The organism is Cohnella cholangitidis (assembly GCF_014107495.1).
Lineage (GTDB): Bacteria > Bacillota > Bacilli > Paenibacillales > Paenibacillaceae > Cohnella > Cohnella cholangitidis.
In genome coordinates, this window is sequence record NZ_CP041969.1 from 3,610,737 (window position 1) to 3,634,104 (window position 23,368).

20 protein-coding genes are annotated in these 23,368 nt (G+C 48.7%); 15 read left to right on the top strand and 5 right to left on the bottom strand.

Annotated elements, in window-relative coordinates; genetic code table 11:
• Positions 1-237: 237 nt before the first annotated feature.
• Positions 238-867: a YfbR-like 5'-deoxynucleotidase gene (locus FPL14_RS16810; protein ID WP_182298867.1), complete on the bottom strand. Its 630-nt coding sequence runs from the start codon at positions 865-867 to the stop codon at positions 238-240.
• Positions 868-1,046: 179 nt separating this feature from the next.
• Between FPL14_RS16810 and FPL14_RS16815 the strand changes: the two genes are divergently transcribed.
• The 3 genes from FPL14_RS16815 to FPL14_RS16825 all read left to right on the top strand — a co-directional run bounded on the left by FPL14_RS16815 (position 1,047) and on the right by FPL14_RS16825 (position 4,723).
• Positions 1,047-3,845: a glycoside hydrolase family 3 C-terminal domain-containing protein gene (locus FPL14_RS16815; RefSeq protein ID WP_182304023.1), complete on the top strand. Its 2,799-nt coding sequence runs from the start codon at positions 1,047-1,049 to the stop codon at positions 3,843-3,845.
• A gap of 190 nt (positions 3,846-4,035) precedes the next feature.
• Positions 4,036-4,329, top strand: a complete 294-nt coding sequence (locus FPL14_RS16820) for an AbrB/MazE/SpoVT family DNA-binding domain-containing protein (RefSeq protein ID WP_182298869.1) — start codon at positions 4,036-4,038, stop codon at positions 4,327-4,329.
• A gap of 1 nt (position 4,330) precedes the next feature.
• Positions 4,331-4,723 (top strand): type II toxin-antitoxin system death-on-curing family toxin, encoded by a 393-nt coding sequence (locus FPL14_RS16825; protein WP_182298871.1) that lies wholly within the window; start codon positions 4,331-4,333, stop codon positions 4,721-4,723.
• A 226-nt stretch (positions 4,724-4,949) separates the two neighbouring features.
• On the opposite strand, the gene FPL14_RS16830 is transcribed toward FPL14_RS16825, so the two are convergent.
• On the bottom strand, positions 4,950-5,672 hold the full coding sequence (locus FPL14_RS16830; protein ID WP_182298873.1) for a C40 family peptidase: 723 nt from the start codon (positions 5,670-5,672) through the stop codon (positions 4,950-4,952).
• Between the two features lie 47 nt (positions 5,673-5,719).
• A complete protein-coding gene (locus FPL14_RS16835; protein WP_182298875.1) occupies positions 5,720-7,141 on the bottom strand; it encodes a glycoside hydrolase family protein in 1,422 nt (473 codons plus the stop codon).
• A 207-nt stretch (positions 7,142-7,348) separates the two neighbouring features.
• On the opposite strand from FPL14_RS16835, the gene FPL14_RS16840 reads away from it, so the two are divergent.
• From FPL14_RS16840 to rbsK, 9 genes are all read left to right on the top strand, one after another.
• The gene (locus tag FPL14_RS16840) at positions 7,349-9,112 is read left to right on the top strand and encodes a sensor histidine kinase (protein WP_182298877.1); all 1,764 of its coding nucleotides are present in this window, start codon (positions 7,349-7,351) and stop codon (positions 9,110-9,112) included.
• A gap of 20 nt (positions 9,113-9,132) precedes the next feature.
• Entirely contained in the window at positions 9,133-10,812 is a 1,680-nt protein-coding gene (locus FPL14_RS16845) for a response regulator (RefSeq protein WP_182298879.1), read from the top strand.
• A gap of 105 nt (positions 10,813-10,917) precedes the next feature.
• A complete protein-coding gene (locus FPL14_RS16850) occupies positions 10,918-12,621 on the top strand; it encodes an extracellular solute-binding protein (RefSeq protein ID WP_182298881.1) in 1,704 nt (567 codons plus the stop codon).
• A 74-nt stretch (positions 12,622-12,695) separates the two neighbouring features.
• Positions 12,696-13,649: an ABC transporter permease gene (locus FPL14_RS16855; RefSeq protein WP_229263546.1), complete on the top strand. Its 954-nt coding sequence runs from the start codon at positions 12,696-12,698 to the stop codon at positions 13,647-13,649.
• Between the two features lie 12 nt (positions 13,650-13,661).
• Positions 13,662-14,534 carry a carbohydrate ABC transporter permease gene (locus FPL14_RS16860; RefSeq protein ID WP_182298883.1) on the top strand — a complete coding sequence of 291 codons (873 nt, stop codon included), beginning with the start codon at positions 13,662-13,664 and terminating at the stop codon, positions 14,532-14,534.
• Between the two features lie 45 nt (positions 14,535-14,579).
• Positions 14,580-15,668, top strand: coding sequence for a glycoside hydrolase family protein (locus tag FPL14_RS16865; protein ID WP_182298885.1), 1,089 nt, complete (start codon positions 14,580-14,582; stop codon positions 15,666-15,668).
• Positions 15,669-15,686: 18 nt separating this feature from the next.
• Complete coding sequence (locus FPL14_RS16870) at positions 15,687-16,262, top strand: 1-phosphofructokinase family hexose kinase (RefSeq protein ID WP_182298887.1); 576 nt, start codon at positions 15,687-15,689, stop codon at positions 16,260-16,262.
• 38 nt (positions 16,263-16,300) lie between these two features.
• Positions 16,301-17,215 carry a nucleoside hydrolase gene (locus FPL14_RS16875; protein ID WP_182298889.1) on the top strand — a complete coding sequence of 305 codons (915 nt, stop codon included), beginning with the start codon at positions 16,301-16,303 and terminating at the stop codon, positions 17,213-17,215.
• A gap of 56 nt (positions 17,216-17,271) precedes the next feature.
• Positions 17,272-18,186, top strand: a complete 915-nt coding sequence (gene rbsK, locus FPL14_RS16880; protein ID WP_182298891.1) for a ribokinase — start codon at positions 17,272-17,274, stop codon at positions 18,184-18,186.
• An 826-nt stretch (positions 18,187-19,012) separates the two neighbouring features.
• Here the strand turns inward: rbsK and FPL14_RS16885 are convergent.
• Together FPL14_RS16885 and FPL14_RS16890 are read right to left on the bottom strand one after the other, a co-directional pair.
• On the bottom strand, positions 19,013-19,735 hold the full coding sequence (locus tag FPL14_RS16885) for a hypothetical protein (protein ID WP_182298893.1): 723 nt from the start codon (positions 19,733-19,735) through the stop codon (positions 19,013-19,015).
• Positions 19,736-20,037: 302 nt separating this feature from the next.
• Positions 20,038-20,208 carry a hypothetical protein gene (locus FPL14_RS16890; protein ID WP_182298894.1) on the bottom strand — a complete coding sequence of 57 codons (171 nt, stop codon included), beginning with the start codon at positions 20,206-20,208 and terminating at the stop codon, positions 20,038-20,040.
• A 250-nt stretch (positions 20,209-20,458) separates the two neighbouring features.
• Here FPL14_RS16890 and FPL14_RS16895 point away from each other — a divergent pair, with 250 nt between their 5' ends.
• The 3 genes from FPL14_RS16895 to FPL14_RS16905 all read left to right on the top strand — a co-directional run bounded on the left by FPL14_RS16895 (position 20,459) and on the right by FPL14_RS16905 (position 23,366).
• Positions 20,459-20,791 (top strand): helix-turn-helix domain-containing protein, encoded by a 333-nt coding sequence (locus tag FPL14_RS16895; protein ID WP_182298895.1) that lies wholly within the window; start codon positions 20,459-20,461, stop codon positions 20,789-20,791.
• Positions 20,788-21,324, top strand: a complete 537-nt coding sequence (locus tag FPL14_RS16900) for an ImmA/IrrE family metallo-endopeptidase (RefSeq protein WP_182298896.1) — start codon at positions 20,788-20,790, stop codon at positions 21,322-21,324. Before FPL14_RS16895 ends, FPL14_RS16900 begins: the two co-directional genes overlap by 4 nt.
• Positions 21,325-22,067: 743 nt before the next feature.
• Entirely contained in the window at positions 22,068-23,366 is a 1,299-nt protein-coding gene (locus tag FPL14_RS16905) for a hypothetical protein (RefSeq protein ID WP_182298897.1), read from the top strand.
• The last annotated feature ends 2 nt before the right edge of the window (positions 23,367-23,368 follow it).

A 23,368-nucleotide genomic window follows, 5' to 3' on the forward strand; every position in this document is an offset into this window, starting at 1 on the left:
AGATCAAGATTTTGGAAAACTACAGAAATTAAACTATTTACTGTGTAATTTTATGGAATTCGAGAGAGCAGCGAGGGATAGAATGACGAACGAGGAAAAGAGCCTTCGATTCGTCTTTTTTGACGATGCAGGAAGGGGGAGGTGAAACGCTGGCGTTCGCGGGCACGGCGAATAACGAACCTTGAGGAGCAAGGAGAGTTGGCGTTCATACGGGGGCTACTAGAGGTTATAGGAGGCCTATGATGCCAAAGCCTCATTCGTAATCTTGGCAATATCGATAGGAGATTTGGAGCCTTCCCTAACCAAATCCGGCAAAATGTCTTGCAGAAAGTAATTAACGCAATGAAGCTTAATGCCTTTAATTTTGATCAAAGCGCTTCGATACATGACGATAAATTCTTTTTCCGTGTTTCCTCGCTGCAGCTCCGTAAAGGCCTCGTAAATTTGATCCATTTTATCGGCGACTTCCAAGATTAGGCCTTCCACCGAATCGTCTTTGCCTTCGCGTAATTGCCTGCGGAAGATCGGCTGAAATTCCTCCGGAATGTGTTCGTCGATGAAATGGGCGACCATGCCTTCTTCCACTTTCTGCAGCATGGCCCGAAGCTCTAGCGAATAGTGCTTCACCGGCGTTTTAATATCTCCGATGAAAATTTCTCCGTAATCATGGCTGCTTGTGATTTCGTATAGCTTTTTCCAATCCACCGCGACTCCGTTGCTTTCCTCGATGTCCGCCAACGTTTTGGCATATTGCACGACCTTCCAAGAATGAGCCGATACGCTATGTTCCTCGAACTTGAATTTGCCCGGGCAGCGAATAATGCGCTCTAGATCGTTAAGCGATTGAAAGTACGTATGAATTCCCAATCGGTCGAGCTCCTTTCTTAGGTGCGGTAGTGAGAGTGCTGCTGCTTTACGCAAAGTATATATTCTTTTTGTTAATGGACGATTAACTCAACAGGGAATTATGATTTCCCAACATCGGAAAGCTATATTCATGTATATTTAAAGGAACGGGCAAGGCTCGCGAAAAACCAGTGCTTTCGATGGATGGAGGAAACAACTTGAGTACAATAGGAGTCCCATTAGAAGGTTTCGCTGAATTTAGCCGAACGGCAGCCGCGGAAGGCGCGGTGCTATTAAAGAATGACAAACAAGTTCTTCCGCTTCGAGACGGCGATACCGTTTCGATTTTTGGCAGAATCCAAGTCAATTACTATCGCAGCGGCACGGGTTCGGGCGGAAGCGTCCATGTTGCTTATACGACCAATCTGTTGGATGGCCTTCGGAGCAAGCAGAATTTTAAGGTCAACGAAGAGCTGGCCGCCGTCTACGAAAAATGGATCGAGCAAAATCCGTTCGATAATGGCGGGGGCGGCTGGGCTGCGGAACCGTGGCATCAGAAGGAAATGCCTTTAAGCGATGAGTTGGTGTCGGGGGCAAAAAGCAAATCGAACAAGGCGATCGTCGTGATCGGACGTACGGCGGGAGAAGACCAAGACAATGCCGACGCGCCGGGAAGCTACCAGTTGACGGCGGACGAGAAAGCGATGCTGAAGCGGGTAACGACATATTTTGAACAAACTATCGTCGTACTGAACGTATCGAACATTATCGATATGAGCTGGATGAACGATGAAAGCCACGTCAACCCGATCCCTTGCGCTATCTACTCTTGGCAGGGCGGCATGGAAGGGGGCAACGCGATTGCCGACGTTCTGGCCGGAGAAGTGACGCCGAGCGGCAAATTGACCGATACGATCGCTTATTCCATCGACGATTATCCATCGACCCGCAATTACGGCAATGAATTCAAAAACTTGTATCAAGAAGATATCTATGTGGGCTACCGTTATTTCGAGACGTTCTGCCCGGATAAAGTTCAGTATGAATTCGGCTACGGCTTATCTTACGCCTCGTTTCATATCGAGTCCGAGGAAGCCAAGCTGACGACCAAAGAAGGACAACCCTACATTGAAATCGACTTAACCGTAACCAATACGGGAACCCTCTATGCGGGAAAAGAAGTCGTGCAGGTCTACTACGAAGCTCCGCAAGGGAAACTGGGGCAACCGGCTAAAGCTTTGGCGGCATTCGGCAAGACCAAAGTCCTTCAAGCCGGCGAATCGCAGCGACTAACCGTGAGCTTCCCCGTGGATTCTATGGCGTCCTTTGATGACTCCGGCGTGACGGGTCATCCTTCCGCTTACGTGCTGGAAGCGGGGACGTACCGCATTTATGTAGGAAGCAGCGTCAAGAAGCTGGCGGAAATCGCCGTCCAAGGACAAAGCGGTTACGTCGTGGAAACTCTTCGAGTCGTGGAGCAGCTGCAAGAGGCGCTGGCGCCGACGGAAAGCTTCACGAGAATGAAGCCGGGCGCTCGGAAGGAAGACGGTTCGTATGAACTGGTCTTCGTAGAAGCGCCGAAACGGAAAGTTTCCCTAGCGGAACGAATCGAGAGCAATCTTCCCGTAACGTTGGAGCAAACCGGCAATCAAGGCTATCGGCTGAGGGATGTGTATGACCGGAAAGTCGGCATGGAGGCTTTCATCGCCCAGCTCGACGATCAGGATCTGGCCGCGATCGTCAGAGGAGAAGGCATGAGCAGTCCGTTGGTTACGCCGGGAACGGCTTCCGCATTCGGCGGAGTAAGCGACAGCTTGTTCAATTATGGAATTCCGGTTGCTTGTACGGCGGACGGACCGTCCGGGATTCGCATGGATAGCGGGCAGAAGGCGACGCAGGTTGCGATCGGAACGTTGCTGGCGGCCACTTGGAACTTGGAGTTGGTCGAAGAGCTGTACGTCTTGGAGGGCCGGGAGTTAGTCCGCAACAACGTGGACACTTTGCTCGGGCCCGGCTTGAATATTCGGCGCAGTCCGCTCAATGGGCGTAACTTCGAGTATTTTTCGGAAGATCCGCTGATCTCCGGAGTATTTGCCGCGGCATGCACCCGAGGCATAATGAAGGGCGGATCTAACGCTACGTTGAAGCATTTCGCCTGCAACAATCAGGAGAAGCATCGCAGCAAGGTAGACGCCGTCGTTTCCGAACGGGCCCTTCGGGAAATTTATCTGAAAGGCTTCGAAATCGCGGTTAAGCAGGGCGGCGCGAATTCGATCATGACCTCCTACAATCCGGTTAACGGGCATTGGGCTGCCTCTAATTATGACCTGAATACGACGATTCTCCGCGGAGAATGGGGCTTTAAGGGCATCGTGATGACGGACTGGTGGGCGGTCATGAACGATGTCGTCCATGGAGGCGCGGCGGATCGGAAGTATACGAACTGGATGGTTCGCGCGCAAAACGATCTGTACATGGTTGTCCCTAACTATGGGGCGGAAATCAACGGTTTCGACGACAATACCCTCGAGTCGCTTGAGAATGGAACGTTAACCCGAGGAGAGCTCCAGCGTTCCGCCATGAACATTTGCGAATTCATCATGCATGCGCCGGTATTCTCCAGAAAACAAGGGATAGAAGAAAAGGTCGATTCGTTCAAGGCTAATCCATCCCTTTCGCCGGAGCATGCGCAAGCCCTTTCCGAGAATGCGCAAGTGAAGCCGGCGGCAACCGGATCGACCTTGATGAGAGCGGAACATGCCGGTCAATACCGGATTATCGTCAACATCATGTCCCCGGAATCCGAATTGGCGCAAAGCGCATGCAACGTGACTCTGAATGATCAACCGATGACGACCATTCAAACGAACGGGACGGAAGGCAAATGGATCAGACAGAAGCTCGTGAAAGTCGAGCTGGAAGCCGGCGTATATGAGATGAAATTGGATTTCGTCAAACCGGGCTTGCAGATCGACTGGATCGAATTTAAGCAGGTGTAGGGACTCCGTTAAACGGCGGCAGTCACCAATGGCGACTGCGTCCCTCTTCAATCCACAACCGTCGGAGGTTGTGGATTTTGCTTTATGTCCTGAGTAAGGTTTGTTAAAATGTAAGTACGTAATAACAGTTGTTATATTATAAGGTATAACTTATTAAGCGCTGATCATACTATAGTGAGGAGAATGTAAAATGAATGGTGTGGTCAAGTTGACGAACGATAATCAGAAAGTGACTCGTTATTCACGTAAGATAGGGCGAATGGGAAACAGTTTGGGTGTAAGTTTGCCTAAAAATCTTGCTAAAAAGTTAAATGTCTCGCAAGGAGACGAAATCGAATTCATCGAGAATGAACGTGGGGAAATCGTTTTGAATAAAGCAAGGAAAGGCTATCTGCCTGAGAATGTCCGTCCTGAAGTTTTAGAAGCTTTCTTTGATGTATTCGAAGAGGATGAGGGGATTCTTGAAGACTTAAGGGATAGATGACATGGTGAAATTCCTGACAAAAGAAGAAGTTGTCTCGGCACACTATTTCATGATGAAAAGAATGAACGACGCGGAGCAAGCTGGAGTAAAAGACCACGGTTTGCTGGAATCTGCGGTACATAGACCTCAACATAGTCTTTTTGGAGAAGATGCTTATTCATCTTTATTTGACAAGGCAGCAGCATTATTGGAATCTCTGGTCAAAAATTACTGTTTTCACAATGGAAATAAGCGGACCGCCTATCTTGTTACCAAATCGTTCCTTTTATTAAATGGATATCATCTGCGCATGGAACGGATGTATGCAGTGGAGTTCATAGTCGATATTGCACTAAGTGTGCACTCCTTAGAGACTATCTCTCTAAATCTGAAAACTCATTCCGAAGAAAGGTAGAAAGGCTGCCCCGTAAACAACAGGGCAGCCTTTGCACGATCCAGCCTAACTACTATTAATATACATATTGAATATATCCGAATAATCCCGTTTGCTCGTATAATCGGATCGGGATTCCATTAAATCTTGGTTTTTAGCCATCAATTCGGACATCGCTACCAGCACTTTATACAATTCTTTCAGCTACGCGCAAAAGACACCTGCAAGGTGTCTTTTGTGTGTGTACCTATCCAGGTAAAATCCCGCCGCCGAACAAGAACCGGCTAGTCAACTGCCTCCACGTCAGAGGATGAATCGTGACGCCTCCGCTATTTTTAGACGCGCAGTGAATGATCTTCCCGTTCCCGAGATAAATGCCTAGATGGCTAACCGGCCTTTCGTCGGGTGTTAACCCTTGGTAGTCGGACGCCTTGTCGCCTCTATAGCTGGAGAAGAACAACAGGTCTCCGCGCCGCGTGTCCTTTAGGGAGGTATAGGTTTTGCGGGCGAAGGCTTGGACATATGCGGCTTGGCTCCTGGAATCCCATGGCAAGTCTATGCCCACCGCAGACAAGAACACCCACCGCGTAAAATCGGAGCAGTCGAAGGAGGACGGTTCGGTACGGTCGGAGCCGTACACGTACGGAGTTCCAAGAAAAGAGCGCGCCGATTGAATGACATTCTCCGTATACTTCCCGCGAAACGGTTTGATCGAGGGAGAAGGCGACTGCTTAATCAGCGGGAATCCGTTAGGATCCAACAACTGATTCCCGGCGGCGAAGCTTCGTACCCGGTTGGCGTAGATGATCCGCTCGACGCCTATGTCTCCGATATACAAGTCGGAGTCGATGTTCTTTTTCGGTGCGTTTATAGATTTTTGCCTGATCCTGCCGCCGTCGCCCGTCATGCAAGACGATACAAGCATAAGGCTGCATAACAATCCTAACGCGAATACGGTTCTTGTCCTCATTATTTCCCATACCTTTCCATGGTCAATATGAGGTTAGGATTCCAATTTTACGTCAGATTAAACGCTACCTTCTTCTCCGCCGAATCGATCGTCTTCCCTTTGCTCGATAGGAGGTATACCTCAAGCTTCGCCGATTGGCCGCTCGGTTTGATCATCGGAATCGAGAAGGAGCCGTCCTGAGCGATACGGTCCCGATAAGCCGTGCCGGCCTCGACCAAGTCCCCATTGGAATCGAAGATCCGATACCCGATCCAGATCGGCTGATCCTTCCCTTTTTTCAACCCTTTCTCATCAATCGCCCCATGCAGCAGAAACTCGCCGGTATTCAAGTTCTCCGTCATCATGGCCACCGAGAAGTGCTTGCCCTTAAACCCGGGAAGCTCTTGCTGGAGAACGACATCCCCGTCGGTCAATTGCCCCGTGATTCGCCAGACGTCGTAAGTATACTCCGCTCTTCCGGTCAAATTCGGAGCCGCGTCGCTGTCCGTAAAATACGCTTCGACTAAGCTAGGGTTAGGCAACGTGCCATGGGCAGTGCGCAACAACCCTCCGTTGTGATTCCTCGCAAAACCAGTTGTCGAGGGGCTAAGCGTTCCTTCGATCTTCCATTGCCCGCCGCCGCCCCATACGGAGCCTCCGTCGATGCTGACGATTTGTTGGCTGTCGGTAATATAATTCGGGGTGCCGGCAGGGTAAGGGTGCAATTCCCTGATGGCGATAAAACGATCCCGGCTCGGATCGTAAGCGATGTCGAAGTTATTGAGGAAGTCGGGTTGTCCGTTCGCGTTGACCAAGCCTGCGTTCGTTAATTGGACGGCGGGACCGATGACCGGATTGGCCATTTGATTCAAGTTCATATCGATTCGGTAACCTGCGGTAGCGGAGGGATCGCCTTTGGTGAAGAAGAGCATAATCCTTCCTTGTCCGTCGATGCTCGTGGCCGAGGGTTGACCCACTCCCCAGAAGCCATCGTTCGGGTAGGCGACGACCGGATTCGGATATTTCACCCAATCCCCCGACAGATCATCGGAGAAAGCGACGCCGATCTGGTTGTGGGAGCTCCCGTCCACGTCGTTGCCCAAGTAGAACAGCGCGTAATCGTATTCCGTTCCGCCGTAATTGAATTTCCCCGCCACGACGTTCGGATCGCAGACGTGCATGCTGTCCCATGAGCCCTCGGCACCGGCTTGCAGGACGGATTTCGTCTCGGTGACGGTTCCGTTTTCGATTCTCGTATAGTAGATATGGTCCTTGATGACGCCGTCGGCGTCGTTATGGCACGTCCACATATGTTCTACGTCGCCCTCGCGAATGACGGACGGAGCGTACGCGTACCGGTTGCCTTCCGGATCGTATGCTTTACTCAACGTATCTTGGTTCCATACGACGGCCGCGCTAACGCTGGTCAAGGGAATGACGGCAAGCAGCACCGTTAAAATCAGGGCTAACGATAGTTTGCTTTTACTCACTATGGACAACCTCCTAATGGAGCGAATACGGACCCGGACTCCGCTTGCTTACATCTTAGTTGTCGCGATCGGGCGCGGTCTACTTTGATATATTGACTGTCTTTTGTTTACGTGGCCGCATGCTAAGATGTAAACAAAAGATAGAGGCAATCGTCCGCAATCGTGCGATACTGGGGATAGAGAGCGAAACGGAAAGTAGGGACAACTATGAGATGGCTGCCTTTCAAGCGGGTGCCGACATCGGGTTTCAACATTTTTCAGAAGCTGCTTGCGTCTTTCCTTCTAGCCATAATCCCGATCCTGCTCGTGAGCATGCTGATCAACCGGTCGGGGGAATCTTCCGTCACCAAGGAGATCACGAATTCGCTCAAATCCAACGCCCGCTTCTACTTAAGCTCGTTCGAGCTGGAGATGGAGCGGGTTATTCGAATGAAGCAGCAATATATTCTGGACAACGAGCTCCAGGATTTGATGATGTTCCATATGATCTATTCGGATGCCGACGTCGTCTACGCGATTCAGGATATCGAGAGAAGATTGCAGCAGTTTCAAGACTCTAGTCTATTCGTGCAGGAATTGAAGCTGTATATTCCCGACCTCGGAACGACGATCCACAACCATATCGTCAACAAAGAGATGCCCGCGGAAGAAGTGCAGGCGCTCGAACGGCTGTATGAATCGGGCAAGCGCATCTATCCGCTCGGGGACAGGCTAATTCTCGGGGAAAGATATCCTAAGAAAGGACCCAACGAAACGTCGGCCAAGTTATGGCTGGAGGTCGTGCTCTCCAAGGCGAATATGGAGCGGTCGTTGAGGGAAGTGGCTACGTACAACGGCGGGGAATCGCTGATCGTCGACCATTCGGGAGCTTGGTCGCTCGGTTCCTTGCCGCAGAACGATATGCCCTTAAATGAACTGCTCTCCATGCTTCAATTGGGTAAGGAGACGGATGAACCGCAACGGGGAATCGGCAGATTCACGATCGGGGACAAGCCTTATATTTACGCTTACGAATCTTCCAAGCTGCTCGATGCTTCGCTGGTCGTCTACGTGCCGGAGAACAGCTTCCTCGGTCCGATCAAATGGTACAAACAGCTTTACGTGCTGCTTGCGGTCACTTCGCTCGTGGTCATGGTTATCTTCTCCGCCTGGGTCTACAAGCTCGTACATCAACCGATGTACAGATTAACCGGAGCTTTCCGGCGGCTGGAGAAAGGCGATTTCAACGCGAAACTGACTTACGATCGCAAGGACGAGTTCAACTACTTGTATCAACAGTTCAACAAGATGTCGGGCAGGCTGCAGCAACTGATCCAAGACGTCTTCGAGCAGGAGCTGCGGCTTAACCGGGCGGAGCTGAAGCAATTGCAAGCGCAGATCAATCCGCACTTCCTCTATAACATCCTGTTCCTGCTGAACCGCATCATTCAATTGGACGACATGGACAACGCGAAGAAGCTGACTCAGCATCTGGGCCAGTTCTTCCGGTTTATTACGCGCAACAAGGAGGACGAAGTTCGTCTAAGCGAAGAAATAGAGCATATCGAGGCTTATATCGGCATTCAGCAATTGCGGTTCGGCAGCAAGCTGTCGGTGGAGCTGCAACCGATTCCCGCGGAAGTCGAGAGCATGGAAGTGCCGAGGCTGATTCTGCAGCCTATCGTGGAGAACGCGTTCGAATACGGGTTGGAAGATCATCTGCAGAAGGGAATATTGAGAATCGCTTCGGAGATCGACGAGGGTCATCTCTTGATCCATATCCAGGATAACGGCGGCGGGTTAACCGACGAGAGGCTTGCGGAGCTCGATGCGCTGATGAAAGAACGGAAGCGGGACATCGAGACGACGGGGATGGTCAACATCCATCGCCGGTTGCAGCTCAAGTTCGGCGATTCGTCCGGCTTATCCGTCGGAAGAAGCGAGCTCGGAGGGCTGCATGTCACGATGCGGCTGCCGCTCGGCCAACGATAGAACGCGTGGAGGGGACGACTATGTACCGCTTACTAATCGTAGACAACGAAGAATACGTCGTTAACGGACTCGTGGAATTGTTCAGTCCGGACAAACATCCGACTCTTGAGGCGATGGGCGCCTATTCCGCGGCGGAAGCTCTGAACGTGCTGATGACGACCAAGATGGATATCGTGATCACCGACATTCGGATGCCCGGCATGACGGGACTCGAGCTGCAGAAAATCATTGCCGCCAGATGGCCTTACTGCAAGGTCATCTTCCTGTCCGGCTATGACGACTTCAACTATGCGCAGGAGGCCATTCGGGGCGGTTCCGTGAACTATATCCTCAAAACGGAGACGGATGACGTCATTATCGACTCCGTCTATCAAGCAATCGAGAGGATCCGCGAAGAGCAAGAGACGCAGAACGTCCTAGAGGAAGCGAAAAAACAATTAAAGCAAGCGTTGCCCGCGCTTCAGCGGGAGTTCTTGGAGAGCCTGCTGATCGGAGACAAACAAGCGTTCCAATCGCTCGATAGCCAGCTCGATCAGCTCAATATTTCCCTATCCCCGGATAAGCCCGTATTCGTCGCGGTCGGCAAAATAGACGAATGGCCGGCGGATTTTTCCCATTACTCCCGTTCCCTGCTGCTCTACGCGGTTCAGAATATTTCCAACGAATACTTGTCGCTCTCGACGATGCATTTCTCCTTCGTGCACGATCGCTTCAGGATCGTCTGGCTCATCCAGTCGAAGGCGGAGCCATGGATCGAGCAATTGCGCAACGAGAACATGGCGACGATGACCGCCCACTTCGTCTATGGGACATTCGAATGCATCCAATCGTCATGCCTGGATCTGCTGCACCTTCCGCTGTCTTTCGCGATCGGCAATCATCCCGTCGAATGGCAGGAGCTCGGCGGAGAGCTGGAGCAATTGCTCGGACGAATCAAATCGACGGTGAAGAAGCAGCAGCTATACATGGAACCGGATCGCTTGCCCGAAGACGAGGGGGGCCCGGCTCGCTCTAGCCAGAGCGAAGTGTTTAAGCATTACGAGCATCTTGGCTATTGTCTGGACCATAAGAACAAGGAAGAGTTTGTCCGCAAATTGGATTTCTTGATCCACACCGGGGACAAGGCCAAGCGGGCCAAGCAGCCGATGGTTTGCGTACAAATCGCGAGCTCGGTTTTCTCCATTCTGTTCGGGTACTTAGAGAAGCTACGCATCGACAGCCTTCCCGTGCCGATCGCCGAGATCAAGGAAGGATACGATTCGGGGCAGCTCGATGCATGGGAACGGCAACGGGAGCAGCTGCGGATGATCGCCGAATACATTTTTACGGAGCACGTGCACGCAGAGGAAAGCGAAGAAAACCGGATCGTGCAGAGCATTCACGCCTATTTGGCGGCTAATCTGGGAGGGGATCTGTCCCTGAAGACGATGGCGTTCTCCATCGGGCATAACCCGTCCTACTTGTCGCGATTGTATAAGCAGAAGGCGGGCAAAGGCTTGTCCGAGACGATCATGGAATTGAAGCTGGCGAAAGCGAAGCAGTTGCTCGCGGAACCGCAATACCGGATTCAGGATATTTCCCAAGCGGTCGGTTTCCTCTCGGATCATTATTTCTACCGTTTTTTCAAAAAAGCGACGAAGCTCACTCCCCAAGAATATCGGGAACGGTTGAATGTAAACGGAAGAGAGCCGCGCAAGTAAAAAGATCGAAGTAGATCGCCTTCAAGCGGCCGGCTTACAATTGGGTTACGGTTATAGGCCTAGCCGACTTCACTTCTTCACGGATTCCATAAGGGAGGCTCACGAATGAATACTAAAAAAACTACGATCGTCCTTCTCGGTCTCATAATGGTCATCTCGATCCTACTCGCCGGCTGCTCGGGCAATAACGACGGTTCCCCTAACGCCAAACCTTCTCCATCCCCATCGTCCAGCGCATCCGCTGCAAATACGGGCACGGGAGAGACGGCCAAGGAAGGCTACGACGACGTGATCGATATCGATTGGTACGTTAACCTGTCTTGGTGGAAATATCCCGGCGACTACGGGAAAGACAAGTTCTCGCAATACATTCGGGATCAATTCGGTCTGAACATTAACTTCATCACGCCGGCCGGAGACGGTTCCGACCAGATGTCGGCGATGATCGCGACGGGGGAAGTTCCCGATCTGGTGACGGTCGAATCTTGGCTGGACTACAAAACGAAGCTCGCCAAGGGCGGATATTTGGTCTCGATCAACGAGCTTATCGAGAAATACGTTCCGGACTTTAAGCCATACGAGGATATCTTCAACTGGTACAAAGAATCGGACGGCAAAACCTACGCTTTACCTAACTATGCCTATTCCAGCTTTGCGCTGAAGCCGGGCGAGCAGCTGGAGCCGAACAGCGCGTTCACGCTCCGCAAAGATCTGTACGATCAGCTCGGAAGACCGGATATCTCCACCGCGAGCAAGTTTCTGGACGTGCTCGAACGCGTGAAGAACGAAATCAAAACTTACGACGGCAAGCCGCTCATTCCGTTGCAGCTGTACGAGTTCACGGCGAACGGCAACAACTCCGAGACCTGGCTGAACGAATATTTCGCCGTCCCTTACGAGGACAGCAACGGCAAGCTGATCAACCGCACCTACGATCCGAAATATTGGGAAGTGATCAAATTCCTGAACGAAGCGTATCGCAGGGGCCTGGTCTCCAAAGACAACTTTACGGACAAACGGGATCAGATCGTCGAGAAAATCGCCAGCGGGCGAGTGTTCGCGAGCTTAACCGCGCCGCAGGACTTCGCCGATCCGATGAGGACGTTGTATACGGCCGACAATAACGCGCAATTCGAGTCGTTCGCCCTGCGCAACTACGAAGGAGAAGATCCCGTTCTTACCGATATTCGCGGCTTCGGATGGCTGGTCACGATGGTCGGCAAGGATTCCAAGGCGCACGAACGGATCGCCAAGTTGCTTGCTTTCTTGAATAGCAAAGAAGGGCAGCACATGGTCCACTTCGGTTGGGAGAACGAGACTTACACGTATAATGCCGACGGCACGATCAAATGGACGCAGGAGTATCAAGACGCGCTCGCCAAAGGCGACGGCTCCGAGAAGAAGTGGGGCATGGGCTTCAATTTGCTGATGGACTGGTATTCCGTGAAGGACTTGTTCCCGCAGCCGGAGAAGCCGGTCGATATCTATCTCGCCGAGAAGAACATGAAGAAACCTCTTGTACAGTACAGCTATGACACGAGCGCCAGGGGAGGAAAGCCGAACCCGGATCACCCGAACCGCGATCAAATGCTGGAAACCGGCAACCGTCTCTCTTTGTTCTGGGGCAAAGAGCTTCCGAGAATCATCATGGCGGAGTCGGAACAGAAAGCGCGCGCTCTCTATGAAGATACGCTCGCCAAAATGGACGAGATGGGAAGGGCAGAGCTCGACGAATACAACAACGAATTGTTCCAAGGCGCGAAAGAAGCTCTCAATATCGAGCGGTCTTGGCCGCTATTCCGCAAATAGCTTCAATGCTCGTTCGTGCCGACGTCCTCGGACGCCGGCACGGACCGTCATGAAACGGAAAGGGGGCCCTTCACTTGCAATCGTCGACAGCGCTGGCCAAGCCTCGTCCAAGCGTCATCTCGCGTTGGCTTAAACAATGGCAAATCCAGGTCATGGCCTTACTCGGGATTCTCTTCGTTCTCGCGTTCAACTATGCTCCCATGTTCGGGATCATCATTGCTTTCAAGAAGGCGGATTACTCCGTTAACCTGATGAGAAGCTTAACCGAAGCTCCTTGGGTCGGGTGGGACTATTTCAAAGAATTCATCCACGATTATCAATTCCGCGATATTCTGCTTAACACGATCGGCTTGAACTTGCTACAACTGCTGATCAACTTTCCGGCACCGATTATATTCGCGATACTCATTAGCGAGATCGCCCACAAACGGTTCAAGAAAATCGTGCAATCGATCACTTATTTTCCGCATTTCATCTCGTGGATCGTCTTCGGCGGCATCATCATCAACATGCTGTCCGTGGAGACGGGAGTCATCGTGTCCGCCCTGCTTAAGCTAGGCATCATTAGCGAACCGGTATCTCTGCTCGGCGAACCGAACGCCTTCTGGCCTCTTATCATCATTACGTCGATAATCAAGGGTCTAGGCTGGGGGTCTATCATCTATTTGGCGGCGATTACCTCCATAGACCCTACCTTATACGAAGCGGCAACGATCGACGGAGCGGGGCGGTTCAGACGAATCTGGCACATTACGCTGCCCTCGATCTCCGGCACGATCATCGTCTTTTTCCTATTGTCCGTCAGCAATCTGCTTAACTCGTCCTTCGATCAGCTATGGGTGTTCCAGACGCCGTTAAACCTGGAACGGAGCGAAGTGATCGACACTTTCGTCTACAAGATCGGAATCACGCAGATGCGCTACTCGTACACGACGGCGGTCGGCTTGTTCAAATCGGCGGTGGCGTTGATCTTGCTCGTGGGCGGTCATCTCATCAGCAAAAAAGTCGCCGGGCGCGGTATTTTCTAGGAGGGGACGCGTATGGCAAGCAAAAAGTTCGATTTGTTTACGATTTGCAATTACGCCTTTCTGGCGCTCTTCTGCCTCGTCACGATCTATCCGGTCTATTTCGTCCTGATCGGTTCCTTCAACGACGGCAACGACTATATGCGGGGCGGCATCTTCTTGTTCCCGAGAGAATTTAGCCTCGCTAACTATCAGGTTGTGCTTCAGGACGAAAGGCTGTACACCGGGTTTAAGATCAGTATTCTGCGAACCGTGGTCGGTACCGTTACGAGCGTCTTTTTTACCGCGATGGTCGCTTATGCGATGTCCCGCAAAAATTTGATGGCGCGCGGCCCATACTACTGGATTCACTTGGTTACTCTCTTTTTCGGGGGCGGATTGATTCCTTATTTTCTAGTGTTGAAGAACTTACACCTCATTAATTCCTTCTGGGTGTACATCATCCCGACGTTGTTCTCGGTGTTCAACATGATTATCTTCAGCTCCTTCTTCCGGGAAATTCCCGAGGAAATCCACGAATCGGCGACGGTTGACGGGGCGGGCGATTTCCGTATCTTCCTCGCGCTGTTCATTCCGCTGTCGGCTCCCGTGCTGGCCACCGTGGCGCTATGGAACGCGGTCGGGCATTGGAACTCGTTCTTCGACGCGATGATCTTCACGACCAAGGGAGATTTAATGCCGTTGCAGTTGTTCTTGATGAAAATGATCCGGGAAGCGGACGTGATCTCGAACAGCCAATACGTGCCTCCCCAAGTGCAGAAGAAGATCAGCGTTCAGACGATCCGCATGGCCGCCATCATGATCAGCACGGTGCCGATCTTGCTCGTCTATCCGTTCTTGCAGCGGTTTTTCGTGACCGGGTTTATGGTTGGATCTTTAAAAGGATAAGGCAGGTAGTAAGGCGATTACGATTCGCGGAGAGGGGTAAGGGAGATGGGGGAACGGAACACGAAGGAACAAAACATGACGGGACAGCGCAGGGCGGAACACAACATGACGGGACAGAAAATGCAAGACCGGCCTGCTTATCGATTGTTCGATGACGATGACGGAATCTATAATTACTGCCCTTCGCCGGTGCTCGTGGATGACACGACGATGTACATTTTCTATTGCGCCAACGCGTGGCCGGGGCTCGTCATTGACGATATTTACGCTCGCAAAGGCAAGCTCGAGGACGGACGTTGGACATTCGGAGACCGATTTCGCGTGCTCCAGCCCGATCGGCTCGGTTGGGACTGCATTCATGTATGCGATCCCGACGTGATCAAGGGCGAATTCCGCTACCGGGGCGAAACTTATAGTTGGATGATGGTGTACTTGGGCTGCGATATTCACTATTGCTATCACAATCAGGTCGGTATCGCCTTCGCGAAGGAAATCGAAGGGCCTTACATTAAATACGACCGCAATCCGGTTGTCCAGTACGACGAAATGTTCCATTGGGGAGCCGGGCAAGCGAGCGTCGTGTCGCTGGACGGCAAAGGCAAATTCCGCATGCTGTATTCGCAGACGGTTCACGAATACGCGAGACGGCTGCAAGGCTGCCGTACATTCTGGCGGGATTTCGATCTCTCCGACGCCGATCATCCGATCATAGGCGAAGAAGTCGCCATGCATGTAGGCGGTATACACAATCGGGACGGAGCAGGAGAAGTCGCCGTAGTCAATCCGACGATCGTATGGGACAGGGGTAACGACCTGTATTATCTCACCCGGGAAGGCACGCCTTTCGACAAGACCCGATCGCCGGACTTCATCGCTCCGTATACGCAGGTGTCGGTCATTTCCCGTACCGACTTCGAGAACAACGAAGGCGGCTGGCGAACGGTCTACAACATCGACGGCAAAGATACCGGATACGAGCGGAACCATAATGCCGGTCTCGTGAAAGACGCCTATGGCTGGTTGGCTAGGCAAGGCGTATTGCCCGTGGCGACGACGGTGTCGGAGCTTAAAGAGCAGGATTTCCTATGGACGTACCGGATTTACTATCAAGAATTGACACTGCCTACTAGATGAGTTGGGAGGCGAATCGCAATGTCCAGAATCTATGTCCTGCAATCGCCCCGAATGGCCGCGGCGGCCGCAAGGATGAAAGCCGACGTTAATTTCCTGGGAGCCGTCGACGTGCAAACGGCGGATTGGCTCTCGGACAATCATGTTTTCCTTCGCGAGACGTGGGAGACGGGAGCGGTGACGGCGAAGCAGCTTCAAAGGCTGTATCACCGATTGTTTCCGGGAGATTGGCTCGTCATGGACGGCTCGTTGCCGGACGGGCTTAGGAAGAAAGCCGGTATGTATGCCCGCGAGTTGGGGGCTAGAGTGGTTATTGGGCTTAGCGGCAACGGAGAAGCGGGTAGTGCGTCCTCCGATGATCTGATAGATGTCGCGGATGGAGTCGATATTCTGGTACACGCCCCTAATGCTCGGTGGAGCGGAAATCCCGGCACGATCGTGTCGCTCGAAGCGGGGGACAATCTCGACGCATGGGTCGGCGCCATGGCTCTGTGCTTGATGAACGGTCTGAGCTTGGAGCAGTCGCGATCCTTTTGCCAACGTGCCGCGGCTTTCGAAGAGGAGCTTCCTTGGTACGACGAGGTTGCTTATGGTTGATTTTCATAACATTGCTATAATGGAGGGTATACTCACCTATGATCTCATTTCCAACGATTCCCGCGGACCAATTGGTCCGTCGGCTGGAGCATCCCGGTCGTCAAATCCGCATGGTGCTCGATACCGACACCTTTAACGAAATCGACGATCAATTCGCGATTGCTTATGCACTTAAGTCGGCTGAGAATATGACCGTCGAAGCCTTGTACGCAGCACCTTTCTTCAACGAGTTGTCGACGGGGCCGGACGATGGCATGGAGAAGAGCTACCAAGAAATCCTGAAGATCCGGCGGATCATGAATAGAGAAGACATCCCGGTGTACCGCGGTTCGACCGCTTACTTGCCAGCGGCCGATCGCCCCGTAGAGAGCGAAGCGGCTCGCAATCTGGTCGAACGCGCGATGGCCAGCGATCCGTCCGATCCTCTCTATGTCGTATCCATCGGCGCGATTACGAACGTCGCATCGGCGTTATTGATGGAGCCCCGGATCGTCGAGCGCATCGTCATCGTATGGCTTGGCGGCAATGCGTTGCATTGGGCGGATACCAAAGAATTTAACCTTATGCAAGATTTGCACGCCTCTCGCCTCGTATTCGATTGCGGTGCTCCGCTCGTGCTCGTTCCTTGTCTCGGAGTCGCGACCCATCTTCAAACCTCGCTGTCCGAATTGAGAGATTACGTGAAGGGCAAGAGCGAGATCGGGGATTATTTGTACGAAACTTACGAGAACTGCGCGAAGGATCATTTCGGATATTCCAGAGTCATCTGGGATATTTCGGTCATCGCTTGGCTGAATAACCCGGAATGGTGCTGGAGTTCTCTGACTCATAGTCCGCACATTTCGGAAGATCTCAGATGGAGTACGGATACGTACCGCCATCTCATTCGTTGCGTCCATTTCATTCGCCGGGACGAAGTGTTCCGCGACCTGTTCCGCAAGATTGCGGATTAGGCGACGGTTAGCCCGGAAGGTAAGTTATCTAGAGCAAAGATGAAGAGGTGTTCGTTATGAGACGACCCCGTATAGCGGTCGTAGGAAGCTTGAATATGGATCTGGTCGTCTCGACCGAACGGATGCCGAAGGTCGGCGAGACGATATCCGGGCAGACGATCCATTATATCCCCGGCGGCAAAGGCGCCAACCAAGCCGTCGGTTGCGCCAGATTAGGCGCCGAGGTGCACATGATCGGCGCGGTCGGGGACGACATGTTCGGATCGTCGATGATGTCCAACATGCAAGACAACGGCGTCCTTCCGGACGGAATCGGGATCATCGAAGGAACGCCTACCGGAATCGCCTCTATCCTGCATACGCCCGAAGACAATTGCATCGTCATTATTCCCGGAGCCAACGGCGAGGTGACCCCCTCCAGAGTAGAGCAATCCGCGAGCTTCATTACGCAAGCCGATCTCCTGCTCGTCCAATTGGAGATTCCGTTGGAATCGGTCCACGCGGCACTACGCATTGCCAAGTCCGCCGGAGTACGAACGGTGTTGAATCCGGCTCCGGCTCGGGATCTACCGATTGACCTGCTGAAGCTAGCCGACTATATCACTCCGAACGAAACCGAGTTCGCCAGCCTCGGCGGCTTCAAGGAATCGGACGGGCAGGACGCTTGGCAGGCAGGGCTGGCGGATTGGGAGCAACGATACGGGAGTAAGGTGATCTTGACCCGGGGGGAACACGGCGCGTCGTACTGGAAGGATAGAGCCGCTGTAACGATCCCCGCCCCAATGGTGGAAGTCGTGGATAGCACGGGAGCTGGCGATTGCCTTAACGCGGCCTTCGGCTTCAGCCTCGCTTCCGGTTGGAGCCTTGAACAGTCGCTTACTTTCGCCGTGAAAGCAGCTTCTTTGTCGGTGACTAAATTTGGGGCTCAGGCTGGGATGCCTTTGGTAGAGGATGTAGGGCGGATGGAGTAAGTCATTCGACAAAGAACCTCGATAACATGATGTTTCGCGGTTCTTTGTGTGCGCAAAATTAATATATATATAGAACTTATGCTGATGATCGATGTTGTACGAGTTTTAATGGAAAGTCGAGGCTTAAAAGAGCGATTAAGTAGATTCAAAAAATGAAAAGTTTTTCCAATAGACCTTTTTCTCTAGGTTGAAAGAAAGAATCCTATCAATCTCAATATTTCTATCATTGAAGTGTTTAAGAAAGAGTTGTCCCCTTAAGAGGTGTCCAAATTAACCATTCAGTTACCGATAAACCATCTGTTTCCCTTAGTTGAAGTTTATGATGTACAGAGATACAGAAAAGAAAGAAAAAAACTTTCCGGAAGAAGGAAAAGTAAACAGCATTCAGCAATGCAAAGTGGATGACCGACTTGATACGTAATCGTCGTGTCGGTCAGTTTTATCATTACCGACACATCTAAGGCAAGTTTCAAATACGAGGGCACGCATAACATAGCATCCTGACTGCAAGGTGAGCGGTGGTTTTGTTAAGCCTTCCAATGCCGATTTGCCTATCAGTCAAATCGTTATTCAAATGCAGGACAAATACGTATAAATCCATTTGTGTTCTATTATCTGAATACTTCTAACAGTTGGACATTGTATAAAAGTAAAGGCGGAGTTCATATATTTGAGGTGGATAGAAACTCAGTATTTGTTTATTTTGATTGATGAACGACTTCTGAGGCGTTTTTAACACCGTTTTGAGTTGAGTGTGAAAAGAACCCATACATTGTTCCAGAAGTAAAGAGAAGCGAGACTACGCAAATCAGAACTCCAATGATTGCTACCGATGAAGGTTTATCGTAAATCGACTTGTTTTCCTTATGATGAATGCAGATATTCGTCCACCTCTTACAAGATAGTGATTCACCGCGAACATATGAACTAATAGAATGATAAGATATATATTTGGCAATAGAATGAATATAAAACCAAGTGCAAAATACGCGTATTTTAGAACTCCAACCATTCCAAATGATGAGAAAAATTCAGACATTGATGAAATGGATATTGGTGTATCAATTTGTTTTCCCATGAGAATCAACGTTACTAAGTCAATTGAAATAAAGAAAAACGAAACGCCAGTCCAAAAGCGATTCAAATTGTCATACTGGTTGTTCATATATAGCTTAATTGCAATTGTGAGTGTGCTTGCGAGTGCTAATAGCATGAAGCCTGTGAAGTATGCCATAATTACTGAGTGAAACTTATAGAAGAGGAAGGCGAGTAACATGACTCCTACAATATAAAATCCAAGAGGGTTTTCATCGGAGTCATTTGAGGAAGAGCGTCTAGGTTTGGAATGTCGAGATGAGCGATTTATATTATAGATAACTTTCTGTTGGATGAACTGAATAGTTTGGTGAATAGATGTTCCATTTCCAGTATGAGGAGCGTCACTTTTGGGAGAAAATAAAATTCCGAGAAAAACACCAATAAAAGCGAATATTGAATCTTGTATGATTCCAGTTGAGTTTGTTGTTATGTAGTTTATGATAGCTGTCATAAAGACCTCCCATTTTAAATTTGAAAAAAACTTCAACTCTCTAGATTAAGTGGATTTACTTATCGTGGGCTTGTTCAACTTCCAACGAAGAAATTTATCACTCACTGTCGCAATTTTGGATAAAATTCTTTAACGATTTTTATTGCGTTATGATTGCGTTTTCAGTAAAATGAGTTTAATAGTTCGTTGAGCTTGTTAATTCAATGTTACGAGCATTGAACTTAACTGAACACTGACCCACGATAAGTGTGTTAGTCAGATCGATATGCCTGTGTTGAAGACTCTTTTGCTGGGAGTCTTTTTTATTTCTCTTTTCGAACCCCTTTAAATGGCCCTGGGCTACTGGTTTTCTGGTCCATAAAGCGACCAGTCTCAGTATTACGCTTTGTCCAATTGCCGTTTGGCGCTTGGAACTGGCTGCGCTGAGTGACTTGACCTACTCGGCCGCCTCCTGCTTGTCCGTTTTTTGCCATGCGATCCACCTCCTTCATGGAACAAATTTCCTTCTCGAAATCTAGTCTAGCATCGTCGCCAATTATTTGTCAACCACATAATCAATTTAATTTGTTTGTACAGCAAACAAGTTCACGTTTTTGATTTTTTACATTGTTTGGAGTATAATCATGAATTTTGTTTGCTCCATTGACAAAAACGTTGATTATAGTCAATACTATAGAATGTAAAGACTTCTTATTAGAGTATAATTTGGAATTGAGGATTTTTATGGAACACCTTATTTACACAGAAATTGGTCGTAAAATTAGAGAAGAACGAGATAAAAAAGGATGGACGCAACAAGAATTGAGTGACATGGTAGAACTTACTCGCTCTTCAATTGCAAACATTGAACTTGGAAGGCAAAAAATTCAAGTTCATGTTCTATATACTTTTGCAAAGTTATTTGGAATTAATCCAACTGATTTAATGCCTCAAACTAATCAGATTTATCAAGATGAAGTTATTACGGATGAAAAAGAATCTCTTGATAAAGAAAGCAGAGATTTTCTAGAACGTATTCTTAAAAAATCATCACATGGAGGAGGGGATGAAAAATGAATCTAAAAAAAGTAGAACGATTGGCTTACTCAATTTTAGAGGAGTTTAAGATTACCGAACCACATGTGCCAATTAGAAATATTGCAAAAGAATTAGGCATCTCAGTAATAGACGAGGATTTCAGTGATTCTGATATATCAGGAATGTTATTTCGAGATGAAGAAGAAAATATTAATATAATAGGTGTTAATTCATCACACAGTAAGAACAGACAAAGGTTCACTATTGCTCATGAAGTTGGACATTTCTTGCTTCACAAAGGTGAAACAACTCACTTTGACCGTGGGGCGTTTCGAGTGAATTATCGAAACAGTCTTTCCTCAACAGCAACTAATAAAGAGGAGATAGAAGCAAATACATTTGCCGCTGCTATTCTTATGCCAGAACATTTCATTATTCCTGCGATTGAACAGAAATTAAGTGATGGATTGGATATTTCAGATGATATAAATGAAATAGGAGAAATTGCAGAGCTATTTAGGGTTAGTCCACAAGCATTGTACATTCGTTTAGGTAAATTAGGTTATATCTAATTTCATCAATAAACAAAAATATGGAATTGTCTAATAATATGTATGGTTTGTAAATAAATAATTTATTGGTAGAGCAACAACAAGCGAGAGTAATCACTGCTAGCTGATTGGCGACAGATTAAGAAGGAAATAGAGCTGCTTGGGTTATTTCAGAGATCTCTTCTAGCAGATATAATGTTTTGGTCACAAATGGTAGAAAAGAGACTTCTATTCATACAAATTGAGTGATAAGGATTAAGTATTTGTAATTGACAGAATTTGGGCGATAGATTACTTTTAGACTAATTCAATATTAAAATCGGAAGCACCGTTAAATTAGTATGGGAATCCCCATCAAATTTAGCGGTGTTTATTTAATAAGGAGAATATATCTTGAAGATGAAAAGAAATAAGAAATCTATTCGCATTATAACGAATGAACAGATTCAAAATTGTATTTTCTCTGGTGTTAAAGTGGAGGCGTGGATATTTGATGAGCTTGATAAAGTGGGAAAAATCAGTTCTTATAATGAGACCGTGGTAGAAATAGATAAAGAGTATTACATGCGGCAGAACTGCATATTTTATACTACGGAAAATTATTTCATATTATGTAATTGAATAAAATTGATGCGAATTCGTGTCGTAAACGAAAAGTTATTGGGGATATTGTCATAAATATGCAGGAAGTAATACCTATTGTGAAGAATCAGTAATCATAAGTGAGAAATGACCTTCACTATATATAGAAAGAGTTGAACATATTGATGGACCAGTTGACTAAAGGTACTTGGGTTGTTAATTCTAACAAGCATATGATGCAAATTAAAGCCAATACAGCAGAATTAAGTTATTTTGAAGCAACGGAGCAATCGGGTAAGGCGGGAACTTTGCTTGGTAGACTTATTGCAGACAAAGATGAAATCATATCTTTCAAAAAAGCCAAGGTCTTTGCTCGACAATCTGGAATAACACCAGCAGAGACGAAGGTATATTTAGATTTCTTAAAAGCAGAGGGGAAAATTGATTATAATACAGACATTGACGGAGGAGTAAAAGAATTAGAGATTTATTGTTTCTCGACTGTAGATGCGTTACAAACTGTTGCGAGAATGTATGAGAAATTTGAACCCAGTGAATTTGAACAAGCAAGTCTTCTTGGACTGCAATCAACATATGAATTGCCAAGATATGAAAATGAGTTGAAGGATATTCTTTCAAAAAACGGTATTAGAGATGAAGTTGCTGCTACAGCCGTTCAACTCCAACAAGTTCTTGGACTTGTAAAAACAAGCGGAGACCCAAGTGAACAAATATTATATAATGAATATGCTTTCAGTGGAGATCCTACCAAGGTTGCGAAAGCGATAAGTAATTTGGATTCCACAGAAAAAGATATGGTGAATGAAGTTCAAAGTTTAGTTATGGATTCACCTGGATTTCAGGCTGATGCAATTCCACAATATATTAGCCCTCACATCGTTAAGTTGATGGAGGGGGTAGGATTACTTGATGGAATTACCGTACAGTCATCATTTGGTTCGGCAGTATATTACACTACGCCACAGTTAAAAGGGCAGGGTATAGGCGGTGTATTGTCCTTTTCACAGGATATTTTTCATAAAGCCAAAATACTTTTAAGCTGCCTTCGTTTCGGTCAAACGAAGTCTGTATATGGCAGAGGTAGAATTTCAACACAAGATAAAATGGTCAATATCGTAAACAAGCTTGTTCGTGGCGAATGGGTTGGCAAATGTACAGCAATCGGTCAAGACTATCAACTACTTGAAATGGATGGTGTAATAGAAACTACACCGGCTGGTGGTGGTCAGTTTTATATGAAATTACGTCAAACTGAAGTGGGTAGGATGGTCCAACAATTATTGACGTATAAAAGAGTTCTTCCTGAACATGAAGTGGATGTAGAAGATTTCCTGAAAACACAACCAAATGGGTATGTAATACCTGAAGCCAGACGTAAACACATTGAAGCGAATGATACCGCACCAGTTGCTGATGCGAGAGCAAGATTACTAAATTCCCTCAGAACGGGGATGAGATAGAA